Origin of the sequence: Paenibacillus antibioticophila (assembly GCF_000455265.1) — a bacterium.
Taxonomy (GTDB): domain Bacteria; phylum Bacillota; class Bacilli; order Paenibacillales; family Paenibacillaceae; genus Fontibacillus; species Fontibacillus antibioticophila.
In genome coordinates, this window is sequence record NZ_HG005139.1 from 414,841 (window position 1) to 434,406 (window position 19,566).

Genomic DNA, 19,566 nt, shown 5'->3' on the forward strand with positions numbered 1-19,566 from the left:
TCAAGATATACACTTTACTTGAAGAATTACACATTATCTTACTGCAACTTCTGTTAAGAGGTCAATGGGTGGGTTCCTGACAAGGAAGAATAATTGCGTTTTTACACTGTCTCCGGTACAAAATGTCATTGGAAATATGCATAATTTATGTCAGAATAATTTTCAATAGAACATTTTTTTGGATTTATGGATTTATAATCCTCAGAACAATTAAGGGGGACGAATTGGATTTTTTAGAACAGTTTCATTTACAACGATCTAGGGAGTGTATTAAGTTATGGAATATATAAGAAGAAGTGGTACCCGAGCATCCCTTTTGATGTTAGTTACATTCGTTTTAATTACAGCCATGTTATCTGGCTGCCAGAAAAACGATACTTCCCCGCAAGATGGCGAGGTAGAGATCATCTCGAAAGAACTCATAGAAATCCTTGGTCAGAACCCCAATATTGACATCTATAAGGTGTTTTATAAAAGCGATGGTATCAAGGTGCTGGCTTACCTGACCGTCCCCAAGGCTCCCGGAAAGTATCCGCTTGTTGTGAATCTTCATGGGGGATTTGCGTATGAAGACAAGACTCTTACTCATCAAAATTCCTACTTGACCTACGAATATATGGATATGAGTGACCAGGTGGTTTACTTATACCCTGCCTATCGTGGCTATTTGGAGAGCGAGGGCTATGTGCAGGGGATTGCGGAGAACACACGGGATGCAGACAATGGAATCAAGCTGGCGATGTCCACTGGCAGGGTCAAGGAAGATTCTGTCTATCTGATTGGTGCCTCTATGGGAGGAGCAGTGGCTTTGAGATTAGCCTCCGAGCGTCAGGATGTACAGGCTGTAGTCGGCATAGCTCCCTTTACGGGTTGGGATGTAATTATACGCTGGTTGGATGAGCATCCAGGCATAACTAAACCTGAAGTTGTAGATAATTTCAGGCAGAACGCATTCTATGTAAGATATAGCTTAATTAAATTGCATCCCGAATCAGAGGGTGACTATTCAATATTGGATAAAATCCCGAACATTAATGCTCCGGTGCTACTACTGCAGGGGACGAACGATGATCGTCTGATCTGGCAGACCGTTCAGGACTTTTCCAACGATCTGGAGGAGGCGGGGAAAACGGTAAAGTTCGTTCTCTATGAGGGCGGCGATCATAGCTTAGGAGGTGATTATCTAGATCAGAGAAACCAGGAAATTCATCAATGGCTGCAAAAATATGGTCTCACGGAGTCATTCACCATGCAGTAGCGCTAATCAGCCGTGTTCTAAGGGGCCATCTTAACATGGACTCCAGTCTGAACGCGGCTGATGAAATGGGCGGTGCTTATTTGCTTTTTCGTGACAAGTTAAGCATGGATAGGCCGAAGAATAACAGGGTTGTGCCGATCAGGATGGCGATGCTTAGCCAGCTTTGCACGGTGTAATCTCCGAAGTAGTAGACAACACCCATGTTTTGCTGGAACTGCTCCATAGCCTCCGTGGGCGCTCCGGCAAAGGAAATCTCCATTGGTCTTTCAAGCATCACACTGCGAATTAATACCCCCGCATGGGATATCGGAAATAGCTTGATTACCCATTGCACGCCATCCGGCAAGCTCCCCACTGGTACATAAATGCCTGTCAGGAAGCCGATCAGGGTTCCAATGACGGTACTGGCTGCCGAAAAGGCATTGGAGCTGCGCATAAAGGTGGTGATGAAGAAGATGATCGAGCTGCTGGCCAGCACAGCCAGGACAATCAGTCCAAGCACCTCGAGCAGGCTTGCCCAGGGTAGAAGCTCGCCGTCAAACAGCAAAAGGTATCCTTCACCCAGTAAGAGGGTTGCTATGCTCATAATAATCCCGACAGCACAAGCGCTCAGAATGTAGCCGCCAGTCAGCTTTGCTCTACGAATGGGGGAAGTAGTAAAGTCCTTCAGGATCTTTCTGGATCGGTCCTCCACCATAATGCCGAAGGCCCCCGTCGTTGAAGTTACCGAGGTTACCGCGAGGATACCCGCCAGTATCCAGCTATTGATAAGAAATTTGACTCCCGGAATCCCCGATAAGCCATTTGCGATATTGTCCGCAAGAAAGATGACATATAACCCCAATATGATAAAGACAGCAAGCAAGGAAAACAACACGGCCGCACGGTCACGGAAAAAAATTCGCAGGTTCCTTTGTGCAATAGCAAGCATCAGTTTCTTACCTCCGTTCCTGTGAGCCGGATAAAGACATCATCCAGCGTACCATTAATGATCTCCACGTTCTCGATATTGTTCCGGAACAAGTCCAGAAGCGGCAAGGCGTCCACGGTCTGATTCAGAGCGATGCTGTAGATGCCTGCCGCATCCCGCTCATACGTAATCGCCTGCTCCTCCAGTAAGGCCGCGAGTTCCTCGTCATGCCGCGGTTTGATTTTCAACACATCCGAGGTGTAGCGAGTCTTCAGCTCAAGCGGAGTGCCATGGGCAAGAACCTCCCCGTGATCGATAATCGTAATATAATCCGCCTGTGCAGCCTCCTCCATATAATGTGTGGTCAGGAATACCGTCATGCCTTGCTCGCGCTGAAGCTTCAATATCATCGCCCAGACAGACTTCCGCGTCTGAGGGTCGAGACCTGTGGTCGGTTCATCCAAAAACAAGATCTTGGGCGTATGGATCAACGCACGAGCGATATCGGCCCGGCGGCGTTGCCCTCCAGACAGCTTGCCGTAAGGGCGCTTCAGGAATTCCGTGACATTGGCGGTCCGCGAAGCCGAAGTGATAGCGGCATCCAGATCGTTCCGCGACAACCCATAGAAGCTGCCGCGTGTTCGCAAGTTCTCCTCTACCGTCAGCAGCGGATCCAGCAGGCTGTCCTGAAAGACGATGCCGATGGATGCCCGTATGTGTTCATCCTCTTGTCCAAGCTCATACCCGTTGATGACAACTCGGCCCCCATCGGGCTTCAACTGGGTGGAGACCATATCAATGGTCGTAGATTTGCCGGCACCGTTAGGTCCGAGAAAGGCAAACAGACTGCCCTCCTCAACGTAAAAGTCAATTTTTTTGACGGCTTCGAGCGATCCGAAGGATTTCTTCAAATGACTCACTTCCATAATTTTGCTCATTGTTTCTCTCCCGTCCTCTTATCTCTATTTTGCTGCAGCCATTGCAATTGCTGGTTGATGCGGCTGGCATCCACCTGATCCTTGATCATCAGCACCCCGTATACTGCGAAATAAACGAAGATGCACATCCCGACGACTACCGCCAGATTAAGCGGGTTTAATACGAAAACATTGAGCAGCATGCCTGAGACAAAGACGCCAAGTAAAACGTCAATCAAATCTACAGCGATGGAGAGCCAACGATTCTTCCAGGCTATTCTGTCTGTGATTGCCAACAGCAGGGTGGCGGCGGTCGACATGGCAAATAATTGAAATGCCAGCAGCGTGGTGAGCGGGGGCAGAATGTCAAGTGAAGCCAAAATGGAGTAAATAAGCACCACGAAGGTAAACGAGATACAGTCGCTGGTCAAGTATCTTTTGATATAAAGCATCCTTCACGCCTCCTAGAAATTAAATTTTTTCTTGAAGTTCTGGACGTAATGCCGGTTGATGATCAGCTTCTCCCCATTATGCAGAAGGACCTCAAATCGTCCATTTAGCAGCGCGCGTACACTGGATAGCTTCATGATATTTAGAATGCAGCTTTTGCTGATTCGCACAAAATCGGCCTTGGCGAATTGCTCCTCCAGTTCATAGAGCTTGAGGCTGCATTCATAGACATCCTTCTCGCAATAAGCAAAGCTCTTGTCATCGATGGACTCGAAATAATAGATATCTTCCAGCCGAAGCGGATAGGTGGCGCCGTTCTTTTTACCTGTGATGGAAAAACCGTACAAGCGGATCTGGGCGATGAGCTTCTCCAGCTCGGCGTCGACCAGCTTGCATTTAATCGTAATTTCAATATCCTCGTGATCGAGTGATTGATCGATAATCAGCTTCAAAGGATTCACTCCTCGGGTGTTGATGGATTGAACATTTCAGGCTGTACCTGCGGTGAGTTAAACATATCACGGGCATTTTTACAGGCGCAATAGGGTTTCCGGTAAACTGCACCTGAGGCAGGGTGAAATACATTTGCAACTTGTCTGTTGTCAGGGAGGGCCAGTCTGCATAATCGGCCAAGTTCCCTCATAGACATGTATCAGTTTAGGAAATCAAACTGCAGAGGGGATGATCACATGCGTCGGATCACGAAGATGCTGGCGATTATGATCGTTGTAAGCATCGTACTGGTTGCATGCGGGAAGAAAGATGCGGCCGGCGTCGTCAAGGATTTGGACAAAGTAGTGAACAAACTGGAGAGTTACCAGGGTACTGGTGTGATGACGCTGTACACGGGTGACAAGCCCCAGGAGTACCAAGTGGAGGTGTGGTATCAAAATCCGTCTTTTTACCGGATCGCGCTTACGAATGCTGAGAAGGATGTTACCCAGATTGTGCTTCGCAATGAACAAGGTGTCTATGTGCTGACGCCAAGCTTGAACAAGAGCTTCCGCTTCCAAAGCGACTGGCCGGAGAATCAGGGACAGGTCTATTTGTACCAGACCCTTGTCCGGAGTATTCTAAGCGACGGAGCAAGACAATTCGCCAGCGACAAAGAAAATTACGTGTTTGAGGTTGCAGCCAACTATAATACGCATGCCCTGGTACGCCAGAAGATTTGGCTTGATAAAGAAAACTACGCGCCAAAGCAGGTGCAGGTATCCGATTCTCAAGCCAAGGTCGTAGTTGAAGTCAAATTTGACAGCTTTAATTTTGATACCAAGTTTGAGAATAATTCCTTCGATATGCAGCATAATCTGGATACGGCTGCAGAGGATGCCAAAGGGACTTTGTTAGAAGTAGATGAGAACGGGATGCTGGTGGAGAAACTTCCGGATTCCTCAAGCGAAGACCCTGTGTCAGGGAGCATAGCAGAAGGGGAAGAGGGAACAGCTTCTGGAACAACTTCTGCGTTGACAGATTCCTTTGGGGTCATTGTACCGACCTATTTGCCTGACGGCGTGGCCTATCAGGATGATAAAGTGGTCGAGGGCGAAGAACGGATTATGGTACTGCAGCGCTATAATGGTACATATCAGTTCACCCTCACCGAGACGCGTTCCCCGGATCGCACGGCTTCTACTGTAACCGGTGAAATGGTCGATATGGGCTTTACCTTCGGATTTCTCAGCGGAGATGAGCTGCGCACTTTAACCTGGACAATGGATGGCCTGGAATTCCGGATTACAAGCGAGGACCTCCCCGTATCGGAAATGGTGAAAATCGCTGCTTCCATGCAGGATCAAACGGGTAAATAATAGGTAGTTCGGGCGGGTTGCGGCTGTTCGGACGGGAATCATAGTCCCTCCGTCATCCGTCTATCCGCCTCTTTTTATCCATCAAGCCTTCTCTCATTTGACAGCCGCACCGAAAGAACATTACGATAGGTGTATTGTTTTACATGGACTTTGAATCTTTTGAGAAGGTGACCTGAAGTGCAAGTGACATATCGACCGACCCAGGCTGTTATTGATCTGGATGCCCTATACTCCAACTACCGGAAATTTCGTGAGGTTCTGCCTGCTGAGATGAAGCTGCTTGCTTGTGTGAAAGCAAATGCCTATGGGCATGGAGCAGTGACAATTGCAAGAGAGCTGGAGCGCGTTGGCGCTGATTATCTCAGCGTAGCGTTTTTGGACGAAGCGCTGGAACTGCGCAGTGCTGGGATCACGATGCCAATTCTGGTGCTGGGATATACACCGCCTCATGGAGTACGCAAGGCGTGGGAGCATCGTATTACACTGACCGTGTTCAGTGATGAGGTGCTGGAGGCGATAGAGCAACTTGATCCTACGGAATTTGATCATAAGCTGCAAGTCCATGTCAAGATTGACTCAGGAATGGGGCGCCTTGGACTGCTTACCGCAGAAGAGGCTGTGTCCTTCATTCTGAGACTCCGTCAGCTTTCCCATGTGGAGGTTGAGGGGCTGTTCACGCATTTTGCCACGGCGGATGAACGGGACAAGAGCTATACATTGGAGCAGTATGGGCGTTTTCAGGTAGTAGTGGACGCGCTGCGCAAGGAAGGGATTGAGATCCCGGTTATACATACGGGTAATAGCGCAATTGCCATCGATATGCCGGAGCTGTCCGTCAATATGGTTCGGATCGGCATTTCGATCTATGGTCTGTATCCATCGGATGAGGTTGGGAAGGAACGAATTGAGCTGAGTCCGATTTTGACGCTGAAAACCGAGATTGTGTGGGTGAAGACTCTGCCGCCGAATTCGGCTATCAGTTATGGAGCCAGATATGTAACTAGCAGCGAGGAGATCATCGGAACACTCCCGATCGGGTATGCCGATGGATACTCGCGGATGCTGGGAGGCAAAGCGCAGGTATTGATACGCGGCCGTCGTGTTCCTGTCGTTGGAACGATCTGCATGGATCAATGTATGGTTTCGTTAGAGGCTTTGGCTGACGAGGCCGAAGAAATTCAAGCCGGCGAAGAGGTTGTACTCATCGGTCAGCAGTCCGGCAGCGTAATTACTGCGGACGAGCTGGCTACAAAGCTTGGAACCATCCCTTATGAATTGGTCTGCATGCTGGCCCATCGTGTTGTCAGAGTGTATGTGCGCTCGGGTGAACCGGTTACGGCAGTTAATGCACTGTTAAGTGAATAATTGCAGTGATTGACAAAAACCAACAAAACTTTTTTCTCCTGGAAGGAATTTATGCCGGAGCATCGAAACAATAATACATGGCAATATTGAAGTATATTGTTTATAATGGGATGCAGCATACTTGATATACGCTCGGCATATACTTCTTTGTATATATTTCCTTGAATAACGCTATACTGTATGTCAGGGAACAGGGTCGACTAGGTTTTGGGGGTGGAAGTTAAGATGGCCAATTTGCAGAACACCAAAAGAATCATGATCAGTTTGCCAGATCATCTTTTGCAGGAAGTGGATGGAATCGTAGCAATGGAGAATTCCAATCGCAGCGAATTGATTAGGCAAGCCATGAAGCTGTATTTGAATGAGCGGAAGAAGAGATTCATTCGCGAGTCGATGCAGCGCGGCTATATGGAGATGGCAAAAATCAATCTTTCCATGGCCTCTGAAGCATTCCAAGCGGAGGAAGATGCAGACATCACTCTGGACCGCCTAGTAAGCGGGGTGTAACTATTGATCGTAAAGCGCGGTGACGTTTTTTTCGCGGACCTTTCTCCTGTTGTGGGCTCAGAGCAGGGAGGAGTAAGGCCTGTGCTTATTATCCAGAACGATATCGGCAACCGATTTAGCCCTACAGCAATTGTTGCTGCTATAACGGCGCAAATTCAGAAGGCAAAGCTGCCGACGCATGTTGAGATTGAAGCGGCGACGCATGGCTTTGACCGGGATTCCGTAATTTTGCTGGAACAGATTCGTACGATCGACAAACAGAGACTTACTGACAAAATTACGCACTTGGATGAGGAAACCATGAAGAAGGTCAATGAAGCCTTATTGATCAGTCTTGGGTTAATCGACTTTTAAGTGTTCATATGAAGCGCCCTGACTTTTTTTAGCGGGGTGCTTTTTTATTTGAATAATATCTAGAGGTGCAGGATGATCCAAAAGCATTTTATAGCGACCCAGATCAGAAGAACGAATCGTAATCTAGGCATATTGACACTGCTTACGATTATTCCCGGAATCATCTTATTAGCTATTGGAGGAATTGAGGGAATATTGAAGCTGATTGCAGCATTTATTGAAGGACCTTTTGGATTTGAATTGCTGCTTGAGATCATATCTAACTTTATGGAGCTTCTATTCTTCGTTGTTGGATTAAGACTCCTAATTTATGGTTCAAAGAAGATGTGGCAGTTAGTACCCCGCTTAATTCATTTTGAGCAGCATCCTATTTACAAAGAGGTGGCTTATTATGGTGAATTTGAAGATGTAGCCCTCAATATTCATTATGATCTTATCCAGAGTGGGCATAAGAAATACAAAAATATATACATAACCGAGCACTGGGTCATGCAAATAACTGCTTTCCATTTAGCAGTACTCAAGCTGGAGGATGTTGTCTGGGCATACGAAAGAGTCTCAAAGCAAGAGCATGCAGCAGTGATTCCAGGCGTAGTATCCGTAGGACCGTCTGAAGTGGCCAGGACCTACAGCGTAGTTATACATTCCAGAAATCCCTTGGTGCCGATGCTCCAAGCCAGTATTACACATGAGCTTGATTTTACGGAGGATATAGAGGGCAATGCACTTGAGGGAAAGAGAAAGCAAGCATACATGAATACGATTCTAGAGGAACTTGAGCGCAGGCATCCGAGGGCTATCTATGGGTATTCACGAGATTTAGAAGAAATGTGGTATAGGGATCGAAGGACCTTTATTAAAAGCGCAGGATTTAGTGTGAATTAGAGGAAGAACTGCAAAGAAACATAGCCCCAGCTTTTACTGGGGCTCACCGGTTTTAAGTTGGCTTGGTCTCAATCAGTCCGCAACGCATATATAGGACGAAGCTTGGCTGCTTTATAAGCGGGAATCATGCCAAAGACGACCCCGATAAATAAAGAGAAGCCGAAGGAGAAGGCAACCACAGGTGCAGATACACTGGTGGAGAGCTCCGAATATTGGCCGATCAATGCGCTTGCTCCATACCCGAGGCCGATGCCTACCAATCCCCCAAATCCGCTTAGTGCAATAGATTCCACGAGAAATTGAGTCAGGATGTCCCGCTGCTTGGCGCCAATCGCCTTCCTTACCCCGATCTCCCTCGTCCGTTCACTTACCGATACCAGCATGATATTCATAATTCCGATTCCGCCGACAAGCAGGGATATGCCAGCTATGCCTCCAAGTGCAAGAGACAGCATTTGAGTGGTCGAGTTTAAGGTGTCGAGCATTTCCTGAGAGTTGAAGATGTTGTATGCATTATCAGCATTTAAGAACTTTTTGTCCAGCGCAGCCTCCAACTGACTCTTGACTCTATCGATTTGATTCGTATCCTCAACCTGAACTGTAATCGAACGAACCCCCGGACTACGCAGGAAGCGTTCTGCTGTGCTGATCGGAATCAGCAGCTTATTATCGTTTGAGGCAGTCAGGCTGGAGCCCTTGGATTCCAACAAGCCTACGATCTTGAAGCTTACCCCGTTCAGTTGAAGCGTTTGATTCACCGGATTTTCTGTTCCGAAAAAGGTGGCTGCCGCTTCGGTCCCGATCAACGCAACCTTCATCCGAAAGCTGTTGTCCAGGTCAACGATGTAGCGTCCTGCTTGAATGTGGAAATCCTGGACCTCTTCATAGGAAGGCGTGATGCCCTCGACAGAGAGGCTGTCATTGGTCGTTCCCTTCTTGGCAGTGACGGATCCGGATATAACAGGGGATACATTAGCAACCCCTTCAAGATCAGCCAAATCTATAGCTTCTTCGAGAGTCAGGGAACTTGAACTGCCGCGGCCCATAATACTTACGGTAAGGAGATCCGTCCCCAATCCTTCGAGCTGTGCTGTAATCTGTGAAGTCGTTCCTTGGCCGGCGGATACGAGTGTAATGACCGAGGATACGCCAATAATGATACCCAGCATGGTTAGAAAAGCGCGAACCTTTGACCCGGAGATGCTCTTCCAGGCCATTTTCATGCTCTGCAGCAGATTCATTCCTGACTCCCCCGATCCTCAACGATTTTGCCATCCTGAATGCGAATGACTCGTTTTGCCTGTTCGGCAATGGAAAGGTCGTGGGTGATGATGAGGATGGTATGTCCGAGAGCATTCAGTTCCTTCATTTTTTCCATAACCTCAATTCCGGTCTTGCTGTCAAGCGCTCCGGTAGGCTCGTCGGCAAGCAAAAGGGGAGGGGAACCGGCGATTGCACGGGCAATAGCGACTCTCTGCTGCTGCCCTCCTGAGAGTTCTGATGGACGATGATGCATCCGGCTCTCCAAGCCTACGATACGCAAGGATTCCTCGACAGCCTTCTTGCGCTCTTTATGAGGCAGGTTACGGTAAATTAAGGGAAGCTCCACATTTTCATAAGCCGATAACTTAGGCAATAAATTGAATTGTTGAAAAATAAAGCCGATCTTCTCGTTACGAATGGTAGCCAGCTTGTTATCGGAAAGCTCTCGAACATTTTGTCCGTCAAGGAGATAAGTTCCGTCATTCGCCACATCCAGGCAACCCAGCATATTCATGAGCGTTGATTTTCCTGAGCCCGATGGGCCGATAATCGCAACAAATTCACCATGATAGATTTTAAAGGTCACTTCATGAAGGACGGTCATCAGTTCACCGGCCATGACATATCCGTGCCCCAAGCCTTGAACCTCAATTAAAGGAAGGGAGGTTGAAATCATCTATCTTCCACCCCCGCCGCCACCGAAGCCGCTGCTTCCACTTGGAGCAGAACCTCCTCTTCCGCCGCTGAAGCCGCCGCCCCCCGGCACAGAACCGCTTCCTCCTCCAAAGCTGGCTCCACCGCCGAAGCCGCCAAAGGTTCCTTGCATGGCCGGTTGTTCGGAGGAACCCGATGAAGACTGGATGACGGTAGGAACAACCACTTCATCTCCTTCAGCAAGTCCGCTAACAATTTCTATGAGGCTTTCGTTGTGAACCCCGACTTCGACTTCCTGGAACCGCTGGTTCGCATTGGCAGCATTCCCTCCAGGGCGCCTCGAAGGTGCAGACCCTTCAGAACCGGTATCACTCTCCTGCGCTTCAGGCTGCACACCTTCAGGTCTTGCAGGAGCTCCGGCACTGTCCTGCTCCGACGAACCGTAAGGAGCTGTTGCTGTCGCTGTCGCATTATCAGGCAGAATAACGATATAACGGTCGCCCATTTGCTGCACGGCCTCAATAGGAAGTGTCAAAGTATCCGTCTTTTCGTTAATGATGATTGTGGCTTCGGCGGACATCCCTACACGGACATTTTCGGAATTGTCCAATGCAACTGTGACATCAAATAAGGATACGCCATTGGAGGAAATTCCCTCGTTAGCAATTTGAGAAACCTTACCCTCAAAGGCTTGATCAGGAAGGGCATCAATTTGTATCGCTGATCTCATTCCGACGGCTACGTCCGGTATCTCTAGTTCGTCTATTTGAATTTGAACGCTGAGCTGCTGATAATCGTTGATAACGAACAATTCGGATCCGCTCTTTGCCTGCTCTCCTGCGGTGATATTTATACTCGTAATTGTGCCGTCAATTGGAGCTACCAAAGGGTCAGGCGGAATCATCTCTTCCTGTAAGCTTGCAATCTCAGCTTCCGTGTTCTCGATATTCATCTCTTGCTTGGTAATGGATTGCTTGGTAGATTCAAGGTTTTCCTCGTCCGCACCCTCCTGGACCTGTCTTTTGAACTGATCTTGCAAACTGGTCAATTCCCATTGTTGAGACTGAAGGTTATTCTGCATCGATCTAAGACTGTCCGTATGATCTGTTGCTTCAAAGGTCAATAGGGTTTGTCCTTTTTTCACGACATCTTGTTCCTTGACAAGCACCTCGCTGACTTTACCTTCTTCCTTAGTACGGACTGCTTCGCTTTTTGTGGAGATGATTGAACCCGAGCCGGAGACGCTGACGGTGATATCATTTTTACTGACTCGGGTTGTGTTTTGCACAGGTCCGGTTGGGCTGGCCTCTTTGTCTGGGATAACTAAGGTAATTACGACAGCAACAATACACACAATTGCAAATGCAATTCCGATCCATAACCATTTCTTCTTCATCGGTCACTCCAACTTCCTGCTAATTTTATGCTGTAACATTATGTATTGCGAGTTGCCTATCATTTTTATCGTAGGGGTTGTACATGAATCAAACCTGAATCCCAGCTTAAAGTTTTCTGAAAATTGTTTACAGAAATGCTTGGAAGCCAAGCAGGGATCAGGTACAATAGACATAATATGAGCATCCAAGTGATGTATCTGCCGAGGAGGATTTTTTTTCATGAATCAGCAACCGCCGAATCAATATCAATATGACAGTTATAACCCTCAACAAAATTTCGGGCAGCAATATCCTTATCCGCCTGCACCGCCCAAGACGAGCACAAAGTCTATTGTTGCTTTGATATTTGGTATTTTGTCTATCCTTATTCCTTACATTGGTTTTATTCCCGGGATTGTGGCTATCATCGTAGCCAGCTTGTCCTTCAAGGACTTTAAGCAGAAGGGAGAGCAAGGCAGAGGGCTTTCCATTGCGGGTTTGGTCTGCGGGATCATCGGTACCGTAATTTGGGGCCTGGTTACCCTGCTCGTGGTTATTGGACTCTTAATGTATGTAAATGGCGGAGATAATTTCTACAATAATTACTACACCAATTTCTAATTCCAAAGCGGAGCACCGTTGGTCAATACTGACCCGGTGTTTTCTTTATTTTCGGGCGGCTATTTGAAGACGGGGAGCGATACTGGAAAAGCCGACTCAACTTTGTGATAATAATAGGGAGTGCATTTTTGAAGGAAAGAGGGATTTTTTTGACGCAGCAGGTGACTGAACAACAACAACAAGATATGCAAGCTTCTATAGATCAGGAAAGACTCGTTCAGCAGGTAGCCAAGGAGCTTAGTCTTTCATTGAAGCAGGTGCGAACGACGATCGGGCTTCTGGATGAGGGGAATACGATTCCGTTTATCGCCAGATACCGCAAAGAAATGACCGGCGAGCTGGATGAGAATCAGTTGCGGGACATCGAGGAACGGACAGCATACTTGCGGAATTTGGAGGAACGCAAATCCGAAGTAATCCGCATCATTATGGAGCAGGAGAAGCTGACGCCTGAGCTTGAAGCTTCGATTCGGCAAGCCGTCAAGCTTCAAGAGGTGGAGGATCTTTATCGGCCGTACCGCCAGAAGCGCAAGACGCGTGCCAGTGTGGCGAAGGAGAAGGGGCTCGAGCCCTTGGCGGGCTGGATTTTGTCTCAGCCGAAGCAGGGATCGCCTGTCGTAGAGGCGGAACAATATCTTCAGCCCGATCTTGGGGTGAATACGTCAGAGGAAGCGATCCAAGGCGCAATGGACATTATTGCCGAAAGTATCTCGGACGAAGCAGCTACCCGGGCTTGGGTTCGTAAATACACAATGGATCACGGAATGATGGTGTCGGAGGCCAAAGCGAAGGATTCAGAATCCGTCTATGAAATGTACTATAACTATCGTGAAGCCGCTAAGAAGATGCCCTCCCACCGGATTCTGGCGATGAACCGCGGGGAACGGGAGGATATTCTCAAGGTCTCGCTTGAAGTAGAGGCTGAGCCGATTCATCGGTACATTGCTTCGAGATGGATTCAAGGCCGCTCTATAACCGAAGATTTATTGCGTGCAGCCATCGAAGATGCTTACAAGCGGCTTATTGCGCCATCCATTGAGCGTGAGGTGCGGGGAGAGCTGACGGAAAAGGGTGAACAGCAGGCGATCTCCATCTTCTCGGCCAATCTGCGGAGCTTGCTGCTTCAGCCGCCTGTGAAGGGACAGGTTGTGCTTGGAGTGGACCCGGCTTATCGTACAGGCTGTAAGCTGGCGGTCATTGACGATACAGGGAAGCTGCTTGAAGTAGCCGTAACCTATCCGACTCCGCCCAATAATAAGAAGGTTGAAGCCGAGAGGAAGTTTAACGAATTAATCGACCGCTATAGCGTGACCTTGATTGTCATAGGGAATGGAACCGCATCGCGCGAGACAGAGCAGTTTGTGGCGGAGGTTATTGCAGGACGTAAGGATAAGAAAATGGCCTATTTAATCGTAAATGAAGCCGGTGCCAGCGTATATTCCGCTTCCAAGCTGGCTCAGGAAGAATTCCCTGATCTGGATGTAGCCGAACGAAGCGCGGTATCCATTGCTCGCCGTCTGCAGGATCCGCTGGCTGAGCTGGTCAAAATTGAGCCTAAAGCAATCGGGGTAGGTCAATATCAGCATGATGTGTCCCAGAAGCACCTGGACGAGAGCTTAAAGGGCGTTGTAGAATCTGCCGTTAACCATGTTGGCGTTGATGTGAACACAGCTTCTCCGTCATTGCTTGCTTACGTGTCCGGAGTCAATGCCACTACGGCCAAGAATATTGTGAAATATCGGGAGCAGACCGGGCGTTTCATGAACCGTAAGCAATTGCAGAAGGTGCCTCGCCTCGGAGCAAAAACCTATGAGCAATGTATCGGTTTCATGCGGATCATGGAGGGAGAACATCCACTGGACAGCACACCGATTCATCCCGAGTCCTATGAGGTGGTTAACCGCCTGTTCGCCTTGTTGGGTGTAGACTTCAGTCAACTGGGCTCCAAGGAGCTGGCTGCTCATCTGGCTTCATTGGATCCGGAGGAGCTGGCAGGCCGGCTCGAGGTCGGGGTGCCTACACTCCGGGATATCCTCGACAGTCTTCAACGCCCGGGCAGAGATCCGCGGGAGGAGCTTCCGCTGCCGATTTTCCGTACTGACGTACTTAAAATCGAAGATTTAACACCAGGGATGGAGCTTCAGGGAACGGTTCGTAATGTGATTGATTTTGGAGCCTTTGTGGACATTGGAATTAAGAATGACGGACTTGTCCATATATCCCAGTTAAGCGAGGGTTACGTAAAGCATCCGATGGATGTTGTGTCTGTCGGAGATAATGTGACCGTATGGGTGCTTCAGGTTGACTTGAAGAAGGGCCGAGTAGGGCTGACGATGAGAAGGTCCCAGGCGCCGGCAGTAAATACAGAGCAGGTATAGCGCTATTCTCAAAAGAAAAAGAGGGCACCGGAAAATCTGATTTTCCGAGCCCTCTTTCTTGTCGCGACTAATCGGTTTTTCCGGGTTCGCTTCCGGCATCCCGGCGGTTATAATAGAAGAACCAGCAGTCATTCAACAGGCGAATCTGACGGCGGTCGCGCTTAAGGAAGGCGCGCATCATCTGGTTGCTGAGCCATTTTGGCAACACGATCTCCTCCTTGGCACCCTTTGCGAGTAGCATATGGGGAAATGCCCGGAGACGTGCAGGTCCGATCAAATTTTTAGTGAAGTTGCTCCTCTTCGTACCACTGTTCAAGCTGCGCAAGCAGCGCGCGAATCTCGGTGAGCAGGGAGATAAGCGGATAGTTCTCTTCTTTAAGAGAGGAGAAGGAGGACTCAAGCTCTTGAACGTATTCCAGTCCGCTTCGAACCACTAGCGATTCTTGAAGCAGATCAAGCTCCTCACACTCGGCAACGGCAAGTGGAAGAACGGGGATATTATCTGCGGTGAGCTTGCCCACTTCCTTGTTCAGACGCAGATTTAGGGCGCTAAGCTGGTAAGCATATTCACGGGGCATTTCCACAAAGATAAGGTTTTGCTCCCGCTGTAAAATAACGTATCTCATAAGAGCCATTAGTTGAAATCTCCTTTTGCTATCGGATTCTACTTGACAGTGTAGCCTAAGGGGAAGTTAAAATTCAAGTACATTCTGGAAAATGGGGGACTGGAGAATGAATGATGCTGAGCTTCAGACCTGGGTAGAACAAATATCGCTGAACAGCTTTGGTGTAGCGTTTCGTCATCGTGCGCGGTTCAATTCGCGACTGCGGACGACCGGCGGAAGATATTTTATGAGGACTCACGATATCGAGATCAATCCCGCTCAATTGGACAACTTCGGACGGGATGAAGTGGAGCGGATCATCAAGCATGAGCTATGCCATTACCATCTTCACTTGGCGAAAAGGGGGTACCGCCACCGCGATCCTGAGTTCAAGGCGCTGCTTGCAAAGGTAGGAGGCAGCCGGTATTGTCAGTCTTTGCCGGGGAGTTCATCGCGGCGCACCCTGCCCTATCGTTACCACTTAATATGTGAAGCGTGTGGAATGACTTATCCCAGGAAGCGTAAGGTGGATACGCATAAATACCGCTGCGGGAAGTGCAGCGGCAGTTTAAAGCAATATAAATTAATGGAATCAGTATGATATACTATAGGAAATATGCAATAGAATAAAGGAGAGATGCAAGATGGCCAGATCAAGCGCCAGTAAGAAGCGGATCAAAGCCGTGCGCGAGGGTAAACGCGATCCACTGCTTAGCAGAAGCCCGTTTGCCAATCATGACCTGCGAACGAGAACCACAAAGACGAAACAGGATGTATTGAATAGGAGTAAATATAAGAACCGGATTTCCTACGAAGGAGATAGCGGTTCTTATTTATTTTGCCCGGGCAGCATGTCATGCGGGATCTTCGTAATGGTAAAGAATAGCTCGTAGATATCCTGATCCTCCGTTCTGTCTTTACGCTCATGCGCGTTGCAAAAATCAAGAATAAGCTGGTTCAACTCCTCAAATTCTTCCTGGGTTAATTGCAGCTCGGTATTTGTAATTCTTCCACTAGGTTCTTTTTGTTGATTGGCCTCTAAAAAACGCTTTTTATTCTCATCGTACAAATTGCTGAGCAGCTTCGTTGTTTCGGATTGAAACACTTGATGGATTGTCTCGTCGATCCCGCTCTTCTTAATCTGTACTGATCCTTCGTAAGCTTTATAGTATTTAGCAGTTATGCCATTGATAAGCTTCGTATCCACCAGCGTAAGAAGTCCAATGCTTTCGAGCTTCTTGACGTGATAATGAACTTTTGCAGGCACTTGCCCCATCGTATCGGCAATTTCCTTGACCGTAGCGGGACGTCCGAATTTATTAAAAGCATTTAGAATCTGAATACGATAAGGATCCGAGTAAATCCGGATTTCTTCCAAGGTTTTGAGCTCGATCATAGATTAGGTGCTCCTAAGTATTTTTGTTTCTATTATATCGCATCGTTGTTCAGGCGTACAAAGCACATAATACATATTCAGCTCAAGCGGCAACTATATAGACATGAAGCTGCGATATCTTGGCAGCAGGAGCGCCGGGATGATCAGCAGGATGCCGAATCCAAGATAGATGATATCCGTCCGGATCGCATCTCCTAATGCACCAGCCAACAGGCTTCCCAACGGAATTGCGCAGGTGCAGATCATCGAGTGGATAGCCCCAACCCGGCCAAGCATTTCTTGGGGGACGTTCTCCATGAAGTAGGTTGTCGCAGGTGTGCTGATTAAGGAGACGGCAGCCCCCATCCCGAAACTGAACAAGGAAGCGGCAGCGATTGAAAGAACAGGCAGAAAGCCGGGAAGATAGAGCAGGGCATAATTCACACCAAGCAGGGTATATCCTGTGAGCATGAGCACGCTTTTCCGGAAGGAACTGCCTTTACGGGCCAGCCACAGTCCACTGATAGCCATACCGCCGACTAAGGAAATTCCCATCATGCTGAGTCCGGCTGGACCCTCCCCTAGAACCTCGGCGATGAAGGCAGGGCCTAATACGTTGAAGGGGGAGAGGCAGAAATTAGAGAATGCCGCGATGATTACGATGGTCAGGATCGTTTTTTGGCGCAAAATAAAGGTAATTCCTTCTCTGACTTCTTGAAGCAAGCTGCTGCGGTTTGACTTCTCCGTTCCGGCGCTCTCCTTGGACTTCTCCGCTAATGAAATGAAGCCGACCAGCAGAGCGGCGGAAAAAAAGGTCGCCCCGTCAACAAGCATAGCTCCGGACACACCGGCGATTGCAATAATACCGCCTGCAGCAGCCAATCCGGCCAGCTCTGCAATCCGAGTAATGGATGTGCTGAGCGAATTTCCGATAAGGAGCTTCTCTTTCGCCAGCAGTCTTGGAACCAATGATATTTCAGCGGGTGAGGCAAAGCATTCCAAGGTGGAGGTCAACAAGGTCAGGATATATAGATGCCATGGCTTCAGCAGGGAGGTTGCGTAGAGAGTTGCTGTGAGGATGACGATGAGGCCGCGGCCCACATGGGTGATTATAATAACCTGACGCTTGGACCAACGATCTACCAGCGCTCCGCTAAAGAAGCTTAGGGCTAGATTGGGTACAAAATTCAGTGCGAAAAGAGTGCCCATCATCAGCTTGGATCCGGTTAACAAATAGACCATCCAGCTGTAAGCGATCGAATCAATGGAATCTCCGAACCGGGTAATCACACGAGCGGCAAGAAGATACATAAATGACTTGTTTTCAAGAATTGCAGCCCATTTTTGCCTTTTAGGTAACGCATTTGCCTGTTCTGTCATTGTGAATCAACTCCTTAATTTTCATTTACATCCTACGATAAAATTATTTTAACGTTAAATTTATTTTAATGGAGAAATGGAATATTGCAAGAGGTTTTAGCTAAAACGATAAATTTTTTTCACGGCTTGGATTTTAGCAGCAAATGAGGGGCGACAAGTGAGGGTCGATTTCTTGACTTCATTACAGAAACGTGATAAATTAAATCTTGTTCTAGCGTTCCCTGATAGCTCAGTTGGTAGAGCACTCGACTGTTAATCGAGTTGTCACAGGTTCGAGTCCTGTTCGGGGAGCCACTTTCTTGGAGAGATACCCAAGTGGCTATAAGGGGACCCTCTGCTAAGGGGTTAGACTGCGTAAGCGGTGCGAGGGTTCGAATCCCTCTCTCTCCGTATTGAGATACATCATTACAATAGCCTCCGCGATCCGGAGGCTATTTGTTGCAAAAGGGATGAGAATCCTCAGAAGGAGGGTTCGTCGAAGCATAAGCTTCGGTAGGAATACATCGCAGTCTCGAACGAAGTGAGAGTATCCCTCTCTCTCCGTTCTGAAACAACTTCAATCAGAAGCCCTCCGGTTTGCCGGGGGGCTTCTTTATGTATAGGGATGAGAATCCTCAGAAGGAGGGTTCGTCGAAGCATAAGCTTCGATAGGAATACATCGCAGTCTCGAACGAAGTGAGAGTATCCCTCTCTCTCCGTATTGAAACAACACCAATCAGAAGCCCTCCGGTTTGCCGGGGGGCTTCTTTATGTATAGGGATGAGAACCCTCAAAAGGAGGGTTCGTCGAAGCATAAGCTTCGGTAGGAATACATCGCAGTCTCGAGCGGAGTGAGAGTATCCCTCTCTCTCCGTTCTGAAACAACATCAATCAGAAGCCTCCGGTTTGCCGGGGGCTTCTTTATGTATAGGGATGAGAACCCTCACAAGGAGGGTTCGTCGGAGCATAGGCTTCGATAGCAATACATCGCAGTCTCGAGCGGAGTGAAAGTATCCCTCTCTCTCCGTTCTGAAACAACACCAATCAGAAGCCCTCCGGTTTGCCGGGGGGGCTTCTTTATCTGGAAAGTTCGGGGACTAGTCGTAGTCCTTTCCTTTGTGATGTGGCAGGTAAACAAGTATAAAGCCAGATGGTGCAGTGGGGCTTTACAAGGAATACCGTACAAAGGTCGTCCTCTGTAGTGAGTAGGATAAAATTGCAGGCGTAGGGGTTCGTGCGACGAAATAAGTGCTCAAAGGCATCAGAATTGCAGGCGTGGGGGTTCGTGCGATGAAATAAGTGCTCAAAGGCATTAGAATTGCAGGCGTGGGTGCTCGTGCGACGAAATAAGTGCCCAAAGGCATTAGAATTGTAGGCGTGGATACTCGTGCGACGAAATAAGTGCTCAAAGGCATTAGAATTGCAGGCGTGGGTGCTCGTGCGACGAAATAAGTGCCCAAATGGATCTCTGTCAAGAA

General features: G+C 48.3%; 20 protein-coding genes and 2 tRNA genes. 11 read left to right on the top strand and 11 right to left on the bottom strand.

What is annotated here, in order from left to right:
• The first annotated feature begins 319 nt into the window (after window positions 1-319).
• The gene (locus TX85_RS01750) at window positions 320-1,258 is read left to right on the top strand and encodes an alpha/beta hydrolase family protein (RefSeq protein ID WP_158297289.1); all 939 of its coding nucleotides are present in this window, start codon (window positions 320-322) and stop codon (window positions 1,256-1,258) included.
• A 76-nt stretch (window positions 1,259-1,334) separates the two neighbouring features.
• On the opposite strand, the gene TX85_RS01755 is transcribed toward TX85_RS01750, so the two are convergent.
• Genes TX85_RS01755 through TX85_RS01770 form a run of 4 tightly spaced genes read right to left on the bottom strand, consistent with a single transcriptional unit; the run spans window position 1,335 to window position 3,987 of the window.
• A complete protein-coding gene (locus TX85_RS01755) occupies window positions 1,335-2,189 on the bottom strand; it encodes an ABC transporter permease (protein WP_044477424.1) in 855 nt (284 codons plus the stop codon).
• Window positions 2,189-3,106, bottom strand: a complete 918-nt coding sequence (locus TX85_RS01760) for an ABC transporter ATP-binding protein (RefSeq protein WP_044477425.1) — start codon at window positions 3,104-3,106, stop codon at window positions 2,189-2,191. The genes TX85_RS01755 and TX85_RS01760 overlap by 1 nt, the downstream gene beginning before the upstream one ends.
• Window positions 3,103-3,537, bottom strand: a complete 435-nt coding sequence (locus TX85_RS01765; protein ID WP_044477426.1) for a DUF3021 family protein — start codon at window positions 3,535-3,537, stop codon at window positions 3,103-3,105. Before TX85_RS01765 ends, TX85_RS01760 begins: the two co-directional genes overlap by 4 nt.
• Window positions 3,538-3,549: 12 nt before the next feature.
• Window positions 3,550-3,987, bottom strand: a complete 438-nt coding sequence (locus tag TX85_RS01770) for a LytTR family DNA-binding domain-containing protein (protein WP_044477427.1) — start codon at window positions 3,985-3,987, stop codon at window positions 3,550-3,552.
• Between the two features lie 237 nt (window positions 3,988-4,224).
• Between TX85_RS01770 and TX85_RS01775 the strand changes: the two genes are divergently transcribed.
• The 5 genes from TX85_RS01775 to TX85_RS01795 all read left to right on the top strand — a co-directional run bounded on the left by TX85_RS01775 (window position 4,225) and on the right by TX85_RS01795 (window position 8,457).
• Entirely contained in the window at window positions 4,225-5,346 is a 1,122-nt protein-coding gene (locus TX85_RS01775) for an outer membrane lipoprotein-sorting protein (protein ID WP_044477428.1), read from the top strand.
• Between the two features lie 177 nt (window positions 5,347-5,523).
• A complete protein-coding gene (gene alr, locus TX85_RS01780; RefSeq protein WP_044477429.1) occupies window positions 5,524-6,711 on the top strand; it encodes an alanine racemase in 1,188 nt (395 codons plus the stop codon).
• A gap of 225 nt (window positions 6,712-6,936) precedes the next feature.
• The gene (locus TX85_RS01785) at window positions 6,937-7,218 is read left to right on the top strand and encodes a CopG family ribbon-helix-helix protein (protein WP_044477430.1); all 282 of its coding nucleotides are present in this window, start codon (window positions 6,937-6,939) and stop codon (window positions 7,216-7,218) included.
• A gap of 3 nt (window positions 7,219-7,221) precedes the next feature.
• The gene (locus TX85_RS01790) at window positions 7,222-7,572 is read left to right on the top strand and encodes a type II toxin-antitoxin system PemK/MazF family toxin (RefSeq protein WP_044477431.1); all 351 of its coding nucleotides are present in this window, start codon (window positions 7,222-7,224) and stop codon (window positions 7,570-7,572) included.
• A gap of 132 nt (window positions 7,573-7,704) precedes the next feature.
• The gene (locus TX85_RS01795; protein WP_148444313.1) at window positions 7,705-8,457 is read left to right on the top strand and encodes a hypothetical protein; all 753 of its coding nucleotides are present in this window, start codon (window positions 7,705-7,707) and stop codon (window positions 8,455-8,457) included.
• Between the two features lie 68 nt (window positions 8,458-8,525).
• On the opposite strand, the gene TX85_RS01800 is transcribed toward TX85_RS01795, so the two are convergent.
• The 3 genes from TX85_RS01800 to TX85_RS01810 are packed head-to-tail and all read right to left on the bottom strand — an operon-like array spanning window position 8,526 to window position 11,770.
• Window positions 8,526-9,698 carry an ABC transporter permease gene (locus tag TX85_RS01800; protein ID WP_044477434.1) on the bottom strand — a complete coding sequence of 391 codons (1,173 nt, stop codon included), beginning with the start codon at window positions 9,696-9,698 and terminating at the stop codon, window positions 8,526-8,528.
• Window positions 9,695-10,396, bottom strand: coding sequence for an ABC transporter ATP-binding protein (locus TX85_RS01805; protein WP_044477435.1), 702 nt, complete (start codon window positions 10,394-10,396; stop codon window positions 9,695-9,697). Before TX85_RS01805 ends, TX85_RS01800 begins: the two co-directional genes overlap by 4 nt.
• Window positions 10,397-11,770 (bottom strand): efflux RND transporter periplasmic adaptor subunit, encoded by a 1,374-nt coding sequence (locus tag TX85_RS01810; RefSeq protein ID WP_044477436.1) that lies wholly within the window; start codon window positions 11,768-11,770, stop codon window positions 10,397-10,399.
• A 220-nt stretch (window positions 11,771-11,990) separates the two neighbouring features.
• Here TX85_RS01810 and TX85_RS01815 point away from each other — a divergent pair, with 220 nt between their 5' ends.
• Together TX85_RS01815 and TX85_RS01820 are read left to right on the top strand one after the other, a co-directional pair.
• Window positions 11,991-12,371, top strand: coding sequence for a DUF4190 domain-containing protein (locus tag TX85_RS01815; protein WP_044477437.1), 381 nt, complete (start codon window positions 11,991-11,993; stop codon window positions 12,369-12,371).
• 185 nt (window positions 12,372-12,556) lie between these two features.
• On the top strand, window positions 12,557-14,749 hold the full coding sequence (locus TX85_RS01820; RefSeq protein ID WP_081671720.1) for a Tex family protein: 2,193 nt from the start codon (window positions 12,557-12,559) through the stop codon (window positions 14,747-14,749).
• A 67-nt stretch (window positions 14,750-14,816) separates the two neighbouring features.
• On the opposite strand, the gene cmpA is transcribed toward TX85_RS01820, so the two are convergent.
• Window positions 14,817-14,954 (bottom strand): cortex morphogenetic protein CmpA, encoded by a 138-nt coding sequence (cmpA, locus tag TX85_RS26460; RefSeq protein WP_101781115.1) that lies wholly within the window; start codon window positions 14,952-14,954, stop codon window positions 14,817-14,819.
• Window positions 14,955-15,030: 76 nt separating this feature from the next.
• The gene (locus TX85_RS01825; RefSeq protein ID WP_044477438.1) at window positions 15,031-15,384 is read right to left on the bottom strand and encodes a hypothetical protein; all 354 of its coding nucleotides are present in this window, start codon (window positions 15,382-15,384) and stop codon (window positions 15,031-15,033) included.
• Between the two features lie 97 nt (window positions 15,385-15,481).
• Between TX85_RS01825 and TX85_RS01830 the strand changes: the two genes are divergently transcribed.
• Window positions 15,482-15,955: a SprT family protein gene (locus TX85_RS01830; RefSeq protein ID WP_044477439.1), complete on the top strand. Its 474-nt coding sequence runs from the start codon at window positions 15,482-15,484 to the stop codon at window positions 15,953-15,955.
• 228 nt (window positions 15,956-16,183) lie between these two features.
• Here the strand turns inward: TX85_RS01830 and TX85_RS01835 are convergent, their stop codons facing one another.
• A complete protein-coding gene (locus tag TX85_RS01835) occupies window positions 16,184-16,750 on the bottom strand; it encodes a winged helix-turn-helix domain-containing protein (RefSeq protein ID WP_044477441.1) in 567 nt (188 codons plus the stop codon).
• 93 nt (window positions 16,751-16,843) lie between these two features.
• Window positions 16,844-18,109 (bottom strand): MFS transporter, encoded by a 1,266-nt coding sequence (locus TX85_RS01840; protein ID WP_044477442.1) that lies wholly within the window; start codon window positions 18,107-18,109, stop codon window positions 16,844-16,846.
• Window positions 18,110-18,327: 218 nt separating this feature from the next.
• Between TX85_RS01840 and TX85_RS01845 the strand changes: the two genes are divergently transcribed.
• A tRNA-Asn gene (locus tag TX85_RS01845) sits at window positions 18,328-18,403 on the top strand.
• 7 nt (window positions 18,404-18,410) lie between these two features.
• Window positions 18,411-18,499, top strand: a tRNA-Ser gene (locus TX85_RS01850).
• Window positions 18,500-19,566: the final 1,067 nt, after the last annotated feature.

Coding starts and splice junctions, on each gene's coding strand:
- TX85_RS01815 (WP_044477437.1), top strand. CDS start 11,991: ATGAATCAGCAACCGCCGAATCAATATCAATATGACAGTTATAACCCT.
- TX85_RS01825 (WP_044477438.1), bottom strand. CDS start 15,384: ATGGCTCTTATGAGATACGTTATTTTACAGCGGGAGCAAAACCTTATC.
- TX85_RS01805 (WP_044477435.1), bottom strand. CDS start 10,396: ATGATTTCAACCTCCCTTCCTTTAATTGAGGTTCAAGGCTTGGGGCAC.
- TX85_RS01750 (WP_158297289.1), top strand. CDS start 320: ATGTTAGTTACATTCGTTTTAATTACAGCCATGTTATCTGGCTGCCAG.
- TX85_RS01820 (WP_081671720.1), top strand. CDS start 12,557: ATGCAAGCTTCTATAGATCAGGAAAGACTCGTTCAGCAGGTAGCCAAG.
- TX85_RS01830 (WP_044477439.1), top strand. CDS start 15,482: ATGAATGATGCTGAGCTTCAGACCTGGGTAGAACAAATATCGCTGAAC.
- TX85_RS01765 (WP_044477426.1), bottom strand. CDS start 3,537: ATGCTTTATATCAAAAGATACTTGACCAGCGACTGTATCTCGTTTACC.
- TX85_RS01775 (WP_044477428.1), top strand. CDS start 4,225: ATGCGTCGGATCACGAAGATGCTGGCGATTATGATCGTTGTAAGCATC.
- TX85_RS01810 (WP_044477436.1), bottom strand. CDS start 11,770: ATGAAGAAGAAATGGTTATGGATCGGAATTGCATTTGCAATTGTGTGT.
- TX85_RS01840 (WP_044477442.1), bottom strand. CDS start 18,109: ATGACAGAACAGGCAAATGCGTTACCTAAAAGGCAAAAATGGGCTGCA.
- TX85_RS01800 (WP_044477434.1), bottom strand. CDS start 9,698: ATGAATCTGCTGCAGAGCATGAAAATGGCCTGGAAGAGCATCTCCGGG.
- TX85_RS01755 (WP_044477424.1), bottom strand. CDS start 2,189: ATGCTTGCTATTGCACAAAGGAACCTGCGAATTTTTTTCCGTGACCGT.
- TX85_RS01835 (WP_044477441.1), bottom strand. CDS start 16,750: ATGATCGAGCTCAAAACCTTGGAAGAAATCCGGATTTACTCGGATCCT.
- TX85_RS01785 (WP_044477430.1), top strand. CDS start 6,937: ATGGCCAATTTGCAGAACACCAAAAGAATCATGATCAGTTTGCCAGAT.
- TX85_RS01760 (WP_044477425.1), bottom strand. CDS start 3,106: ATGAGCAAAATTATGGAAGTGAGTCATTTGAAGAAATCCTTCGGATCG.